Annotated in this window: 5 protein-coding genes; all 5 read left to right on the top strand. The window is 44.3% G+C overall.

Going from position 1 to position 7,926, the window contains the following annotated elements:
• Positions 1–2,658 (top strand): GTPase (locus tag ACLFWI_RS22440; RefSeq protein WP_446414769.1); only part of this gene is annotated, 2,658 nt, incomplete at its 5' end.
• A 160-nt stretch (positions 2,659–2,818) separates the two neighbouring features.
• Entirely contained in the window at positions 2,819–4,492 is a 1,674-nt protein-coding gene (locus ACLFWI_RS22435) for a GTPase (protein WP_446414768.1), read from the top strand.
• Between the two features lie 31 nt (positions 4,493–4,523).
• Entirely contained in the window at positions 4,524–5,225 is a 702-nt protein-coding gene (locus ACLFWI_RS22430) for a hypothetical protein (protein WP_446414767.1), read from the top strand.
• Positions 5,226–5,874: 649 nt separating this feature from the next.
• Positions 5,875–6,648 (top strand): uroporphyrinogen-III C-methyltransferase, encoded by a 774-nt coding sequence (gene cobA / locus ACLFWI_RS22425; RefSeq protein ID WP_446414766.1) that lies wholly within the window; start codon positions 5,875–5,877, stop codon positions 6,646–6,648.
• 74 nt (positions 6,649–6,722) lie between these two features.
• Positions 6,723–7,865: an AI-2E family transporter gene (locus ACLFWI_RS22420; protein WP_446414765.1), complete on the top strand. Its 1,143-nt coding sequence runs from the start codon at positions 6,723–6,725 to the stop codon at positions 7,863–7,865.
• Positions 7,866–7,926 lie beyond the last annotated feature (61 nt).

Genomic DNA, 7,926 nt, shown 5'->3' with positions numbered 1-7,926 from the left:
CCATCTCCCTCATCTTTCCCCTGGGTGTTTGCAGTCAAAGCATCCGGGAAAGCGATCGCTTTGGCTGGGAACTGTATAGGAGAACCTATTGTGCTTTCCGATATCATGGTATCCCTAACCCCCAGCATTTACCCCCAGGTAACCCTACCCAACACCACTCCCATGGCTAGTGAACCCCTCAACTACCCCTTTCTCTTACTCACCCATCTGGTTTGTGCCGATCGCCAAATTCATCGGGAAGAGTCGAAACTCTTGCATGAGTTGGCAGATCAAACTCAGGTGGGACAACAGACAATCCAAGAAATGGAGAAAATTCTCGCCCAAGAGAAAACTCTCCTTCCTGTTGAGAACATCGCCCAGCAAATTCCCCCCGAACAGCAACAGGAAGCGATGCAGCAACTCCTGGCGCTGGCTTATGTCGATGGACTCTTTTCCCCCTTAGAACGGCAAATGATTGCACAGGTGGCGCAAATTTGGCACTGGGATGCGACAGAGGTGGAACAGATGGTGACTCAAGCCCAAACCCTGCAAGCCAATCGGCAAAAAGATAGGGAGTCTCAAACCGAGAAACTCTCACTCAGCGCGATTTTACTTATGGGTGCAGAGTCTATCTTATCCCGCACCTTAATTGCCAAATTAGCCGCCTTCGCCCCCGAAACTCTGGGACGCCGCATTGTTCAATTGCAACGGCAAATCCTTTTAGCCGGACCCGACTACGAAGAAGCGGTGCAACGCAATAGTATTATCGCCAGGGAAGATTATCACTTCGCTGAAACCGCACTCACGGATACTGAATCCACGTTAATCGGCTTAAATCAAACCCTAAAACTCACCCTAGAAAACCTCCAGCAAACCATTCATCAGCAGCCAACGAACCCAACCACGCCAGAACTGATCAATCAATTCAACCAAACCCAACAAACCCTAGCCGCCGAGATTGGAGAAGAACTGGACATTGTACGCGAATCCCTCTGGGCAAAACAACGCGCATTGCACCATTTTAGTCTGGCGGTTATGGGAAAAACCAAAGTCGGCAAAAGTACCCTCCATGCGATTATTATTGGGGAAGGTTGGGAAGCGATTGGTAGTGGGGGACAGCGCACGACTCGCTTTAATCGAGTGTATGATTGGAAAAATATTCGCATTATTGATACCCCCGGAATTGGCGCACCAGGGGGGAAAAGTGAAGAGGAAATTGTCGAAAGTGTGATTGAAGAATCAGATCTGATTTGCTATGTCGTCACCAATGACAGCATCCAAGAAACCGAGTTTCAATTCTTGCAGCAGTTAAAAGCCAAGGCAAAACCTTTAATTATTCTGCTCAACCTGAAATATAACCTGCGTGATCCGCGTCGCTTAGACTATTTCTTAAAAAATCCCGATAAACTCTTTACGTTAGAAGGAAGTAGTGGAATTGCTGGACATATTGATCGCATCCGTCGCTATGCCCAAAATCATTATGCCAACGACTACTTTGATATTATTCCCGTCATGCTGCTGGCGGCGCAAATGGCAAGCGAACCCGAACACCAAGCTAATCAAGAGAAACTACTCAAAGCCAGTCGCATCCAGGACTTTTTAGACTCCATCCGTGAATCCCTAGTCAAGCATGGCGCGATTCGGCGATCGCAAACGCTTCTCGGTTCCACTGTGGGTACGATTGAACGCCCCTACCACTGGATGAGTCAGAAACGTCAAAGCTATCAACAATTGAGTGCTACTCTCACCCGTCAACGGGAAACCTTACAGGCGCAAATCAAAACGGCGGGTAAGGATCATCTGGAATTCCTCCAGTATCAAATTGGCAGCATTTTTCAAGATATTTTCAATAGTTTACCAGATTTTGCTGAATCCAATTGGAACTTTAGTCAGGACAGCTTAAGACAAAATTGGGACTATAAACTGCAAGCGCTGCAAATTGATGATCGCCTGCAACATGCCTATCAAACAACGGTGCAAAACTTCAATCGGGATGTAGAAATTGCTTTATCTGAACTGGGAACCGATTTACAATTAATGGCTCATAGTGGTGGGGATAATTTACGATTTTTCCCAAGTCCTGCTGATCTGTACAGTGATAATGCTGCACAAATTGGCGGGAGTTTCTTGAGACTGTCCCAAACCCTGGTTACTCATTTTAGTCCCCCGGTGAACAAAACGGTGATGATGGGAGCGGTTGTGCTGAATAGCATTTTAGGCATTTTGACAACCCGCGAACAAAAACGCCATTTTGCCGTTCAACGATTGTCTAAGTTATTAACGCCACAAATCCGAGCCAGTCAACGCAAATTTGAGGAACAAGCGGCTAATAGTTTTCGCGAGTATTATCGCCATGCAGCCGGGAGTATTATGCGATATATTGAAGGGCTGATTCAAGAGTTTGAGCTAATTTCAAAACAGTTTAATCAGCCTCAGCAACAACTCAACCAGATGATTAATTTGCTTAATCTAGCGTATAGCAAGCGGATTGTTGATTGGTGTCAAAGCCACTATGAACCCTTGACTGAAGCCGGAATTAATAAAACAGTTACCCAAGTGAAACGGGAGTTTGGTAAACAGATTGATATTCAAACCAAATTTCAAGTCCGTTCTCATCTAGACAGCCAGGAAATTAATCGAATTTTGCAAGAAGATGTGTCGATGCATCGGCTTCAGTAGATGAGGGAGCAATGTAGAGACGTAGCATGCTACGTCTGGGAGATGGGGAAGATTGTGTAGGGGCGGGTTTCACTACTATCTTTTTGGTTACATCCAGATGTAACTAAACCCGCCCCGACTGTACATAAGACAAATGACATAAACAAATGATCAAGGACAAATGACGAATCAATTTAAATCAGCGGTTGTCGCGTCTAAGTTAACGACAGCTTGTATAAAATTTGACAAATATCTGGCGAAAATAAATCGAACGCCTCTCACTGATATTCGTCAAAAACTACGACAGGAACTTAATACCTATCGCCATCAGGGAATGCTGAGTGTTGTCGTAGTTGGACAATATGGCGCGGGAAAATCCACCCTGATTTCGGCGTTGACAGGGCGGCGAGATATTGCCATTCATTCTGATATTACAACGGATCAGATCACCCGTTATAATTGGCAAGGAATTGAGGTCATTGATACCCCTGGACTCTTTACAGAACGGCAGGATCATGATGAAATAACCTATAGTGCGATCGCGAAGGCGGATTTGTTGATTTTCTGTCTCACCTCGATGCTGTTTGACGCGATAACGGTGGAAAATTTTAAGCAGTTAGCTTACCATCAAGGTTATCGCTGGAAAATGATGCTGGTGATTAATAAAATGTCCGAGGAGGCGGGTGAGGAACGGGAAAAAATGGCAAACTACCGCCGCAGTTTAGCTGAAGCTTTACATCCCTATAACCTGGATGAATTTCCCTTATGTTTTATCGATGCCAAAGACTACTGTGAAGGAATCGATTCTGGGGATAAATTTCTCAGAGACGTGAGTCGTTTTTCCACATTCATTCAGACATTGGATACCTTTGTCGAACAGCGAGGGTATTTAACCCGCTTTGATACCCCGATTCGCATCGCCTTAAGCTGTGTAGATGACGCGCAATTTCATATCAGTCGTACCACTCCCCAAGACGCGATATATCTAGAGATACTCAGCCGCCTAACTCGTAGTCTACACCAAGAACGCGATCGCCTGCGGACTAAAATTCAGGGAATAATTCTGCGCCTATCTGCTGCGATTACTCAAGAAGGCGATATACTGCAAGTAGCCTTGGGTAGCCAACTTAACTTTGAACAATTGACTCAGCGGACTGAACTGAATATCCAAAACCATTATGAACAAGTCGGCGAAAAAATAACCAATACCCTAAACCAGGCGATGATATCCCTACACCAAAATATCGTGACAATACTAAAAGGAAATCTGGTGCAAATTTTACTGGAATCGTGGGAACAGGCTAAACAGAATAATCACAATTCAGGTAATTCTAAAAAGGCACAACGCATCCATCATCAATTGCATTGGCTGAAAACCTTTAGGGATACAGTTAAGATGATGTCAGAAAACTATCCCCAAAATTTATCCGAGTTTCAAGTTAAACCTTGGCAGTCGGTAGAACCGATGACTCCAATTATCCATATTTCCCACTTCTTAAGTTCGGCAAGAATCATTTTCTCGGAAAAACCTGAACCGGATACTGGGGAATACCCAGCGGATAGAGAAAAGCAAGTGAACGATATTATCCGTTATATTACCAGTCAATTTCAGGCAATTGCTAAACATCTAGAGAATCAAATTAATGTTCAACTCTGGACTGTAGAACAACAAACCTATGGAAAACTTGAGCAACAGATTAGTGTCAGACGTCAGCAGGAACTAGACGCGATCGCGGGTTCTAATAAAGACGCAAAACAATTAGCTGAAATTCGTCGTGACTTTGAGCGAATTTTGCAGTATATTAGCAAGGCGACAGCCAATTCCTCGGCTTTCCCAGAAACGGGTGACGGGTGATTGGGTTAGGTGGGAAATCAAGAAGGTTATCATGGAGTTAAATACATTTTCTATTTATGCCAAAAACTTAGAAAAGGGTCAACAGGTCAAGAGCCAAGTTGAGAAACAAGGATTTGAGTATTCTGAGACTTTTCCTGACTTTATGATTACCGTAGGAGGAGACGGAACTTATCTAGAAGCGGAACGAATAAAACCTGGAATTCCCAAGTTACTGGTTAAAGACAGTCTGGTTTGCTTCAAGTGTCATGATGAACCCCTGGATGAGATGTTGGCAATGATTCAGGCGGGGAAAAGTCAGTTTAAGGAGATTATTAAACTCGAAGCCATTCATGGGAAGGGTCGATTATTAGGCGTGAATGATATTATCCTGAGAAACGAAAACCCTATCCGTGCTATCCGATTTAAGGTAAGTTTGAATCAAGACGAAGTTGATCCCAATCTGATTGGGGATGGTGTAGTTGTCGCTACTCCTTTTGGCGCCACCGGCTATTATCGTTCTGTAACCCGCAGCACATTTAGTCAGGGGATAGGTGTGGCGTTTAATAATCCGACTCAAGCCAAACAACCCTTGTTGTTAGATGAAACTGATGAACTGAGTCTGGAACTCACGCGGGAAGTGGGACAGTTAGTGGCGGATAATAATCCCACGATAGTGACAGTTAATCCAGGGGATAGGATTATGATTCGCAAAGCCTCAGAGGTGGGACTATTGGTGTCTCACAATGACCAATAAGTTCGTCATTTCTCATTTGTCATTTGGAAGGGTTTGAGGGCTATTTATATAACTTAATAGAGTTGAATTGATTTCCACCAACCTACTTAAAGTTGAATTATTTTTTATCCAAAAATTTATCTAGATAAATTGGGGCAATTATCGCGGTTGGTTGTAGGGGCGAGTCGCTGCTCATCGTAGGCGGTGTTAGAATTAACCTGTCTCGACTCGCCCTTGTCTAAATGTAGGCGGTGTCGCGGTGTCAGATAATTATTGATACGGGATGCAGGGCGACTCGATAAGATTAATGGGTGAGTCGTGTTAATTTTGTGCGGCGGGTTGCTCCTACAGCGCATTCTGCCCGCTGTACTAAGAAATGTTAACAAGCCTTAAATTCTTACTGTTCCCTGTTAAGAGTTCCCTAATCTCAACCCTTAACTTTAATTGTGTCCACCCACTTAAATGTTAAAGTCGCATAGTTTATATGCAAAAATGTCATTATACCTAGTATTATGTATCCTAAGTAACTAGATGAATTGGGCAGTCCCCGTAGATTATAAGCATGAAAGATGAGATAAGAGAGATGGAGATATAGCAATTCTACATGAGTGTGACTTATAAGGGGTATGGACTATAAATTAATTGAAATGAATGGTTTTATTGAATGATCATGAATCAACCTACCTATCTCGGTAAAGTCTATTTAGTCGGCGCGGGTCCCGGAGATCCCGGATTATTTACCCTCAAAGGTAAAACCTTGTTAGAACATGCCGATGTGGTAATCTACGACGCTTTAGTCAGTGCGCCGATTTTGGCAATGATTAACCCCAAGGCGGAAAAAATTAATGGCGGAAAACGGCGTGGGCGTCATTCCTTACCCCAGGAACAAACCACACAGTTGCTGATTGAGAAAGCCAAAACCAATGCCGTTGTCGTGCGCCTTAAAGGGGGTGATCCCTTTGTTTTTGGGCGCGGCGGTGAAGAAATGGAGGATTTAATTCAGGCGGGTGTGTCGGTAGAAGTGGTTCCAGGTATCACATCGGGGATTGCAGCCCCCGCATACATAGGGATTCCCTTGACCCATCGCCAGTATAGTTCATCTGTGACCTTTGTCACCGGTCACGAAGCGGTGGGTAAGTATCGTCCCCAAGTCAGTTGGCAGGCGATCGCCCAGGGAAGTGAAACGATTGTAATCTATATGGGGGTGCATAATCTGGGCAATATCGTAGCGCAAGTTATCGCGGCGGGACGTTCTCCAGACACCCCGGTGGCTTTGATTCGCTGGGGAACCACACCGCAGCAAGACCATTTAATTGGTACTCTGGACACCATTGTGCAGCAAGTGGAAGCAACTGGATTTGAAGCCCCTGCGATCGCGGTTATTGGTGATGTGGTTAATCTACAGCAAATTTTGAGTTCCTGCAAACCTGTAATTCTTAGTTAGGATGAGTGAGTGAGAAATCGTTAATGACAAATGACGATCACCACCGTTAACTTCAATTGTCCCCACCTACTTAGATGGTCAATTCCGGGTCATCCACACCCAAAAATAGGTTAATGCGCTGGTGGGAGTCCCTAACTCCCCCATCACGATTATTAGTCATCGCTTTGGCTGCACCCTTGGCGGTGTTGAATGCATGGGCATTTTCGGAAATTTTCGCCTATTTTGAATCCCTACTTGTCACGGTGTTAGCGGCTTCCCTGTTAGCCTTCCTATTGAACTATCCGGTAAGCTGGTTAGAAACCCTGGGGATTAAGCGAGGATTAGCCGCGTTATTCGTATTTCTAGTGGCGATATTGCTGTTGTTTGCAATTGGCGTAACGTTATTTCCCCTAGTTATTACTCAAGCCCAACAATTGGTGAGTCGTTTACCCGAATGGTTCGATTCCGGGCGGCGTCAGTTGATCATGTTGGATCACAGGTTGGAAGATTTAAACTTGCCGATTAGCCTGGATGGTTTAATTATTCAAATCAATGACAGACTGAAGGGACAATTGCAAGTTATTGCGTCTAAAAGCTTGAATCTGACCCTAAATTTAGCTGTGTTTACAGTAACCAAGGTTCTGGATGTATTATTAACCATTATTTCTACATTTTATTTACTCCAGCATGGTAGGGAAGTCTGGCGTAGTTTAATTGAATGGTTACCCAATAAAGTACAGAGATCAGCGTCGAATACTCTACGCTTAAGCTTCCAAAACTATTTTATCGGGCAGATTATTATTGCTACTTTTATGGCGTCGGGGTTAATTTCGCTATTTGTCTTACTCAAGGTTCCGTTTGGGTTGTTATTTGGGTTTACGATTGGAGTTATGGCACTGGTTCCCTTTGGCGGTTCTGTGGGTATAGCTTTAGTCACACTACTTGTGGCACTGCGAGATATTGGTTTAGGGGTTCAGGTATTAGCGGTGGCGGTGGTTTTTCAGCAACTTGTGGAAAATTTATTAGCGCCGAGAATTTTTGGTCGTGTTACGGGATTAAATCCGTTTTGGGTGTTTATTTCTCTGTTAATTGGGGTAAGGGTGGGGGGATTATTGGGGGTGATTGTGGCGGTACCAACGGCTGTTGTGATTAAGGAGGCTTTGTTTGAGATAAGAAAGGCGAGAAAGGATCGGAATACGGGGGTGACTCCAGGGGCTGATTTGGTTCAAGATCTGTAGGGGCGCATTGACGTGCGCCCAAAATAATGTAATATTTATTCCACTACTTGAGTTGGATCAC

The organism is Coleofasciculus sp. (assembly GCF_046539235.1).
In the GTDB taxonomy this organism is placed as follows: domain Bacteria; phylum Cyanobacteriota; class Cyanobacteriia; order Cyanobacteriales; family Coleofasciculaceae; genus Coleofasciculus.
This window is presented reverse-complemented; position numbering and strand designations above follow the sequence as displayed.

Bases quoted from the DNA above. Each gene is read 5' to 3' on its own strand.
- ACLFWI_RS22430 (WP_446414767.1), top strand. From the start codon at position 4,524: ATGGAGTTAAATACATTTTCTATTTATGCCAAAAACTTAGAAAAGGGT.
- cobA (WP_446414766.1), top strand. From the start codon at position 5,875: ATGAATCAACCTACCTATCTCGGTAAAGTCTATTTAGTCGGCGCGGGT.
- ACLFWI_RS22420 (WP_446414765.1), top strand. From the start codon at position 6,723: ATGGTCAATTCCGGGTCATCCACACCCAAAAATAGGTTAATGCGCTGG.
- ACLFWI_RS22435 (WP_446414768.1), top strand. From the start codon at position 2,819: ATGACGAATCAATTTAAATCAGCGGTTGTCGCGTCTAAGTTAACGACA.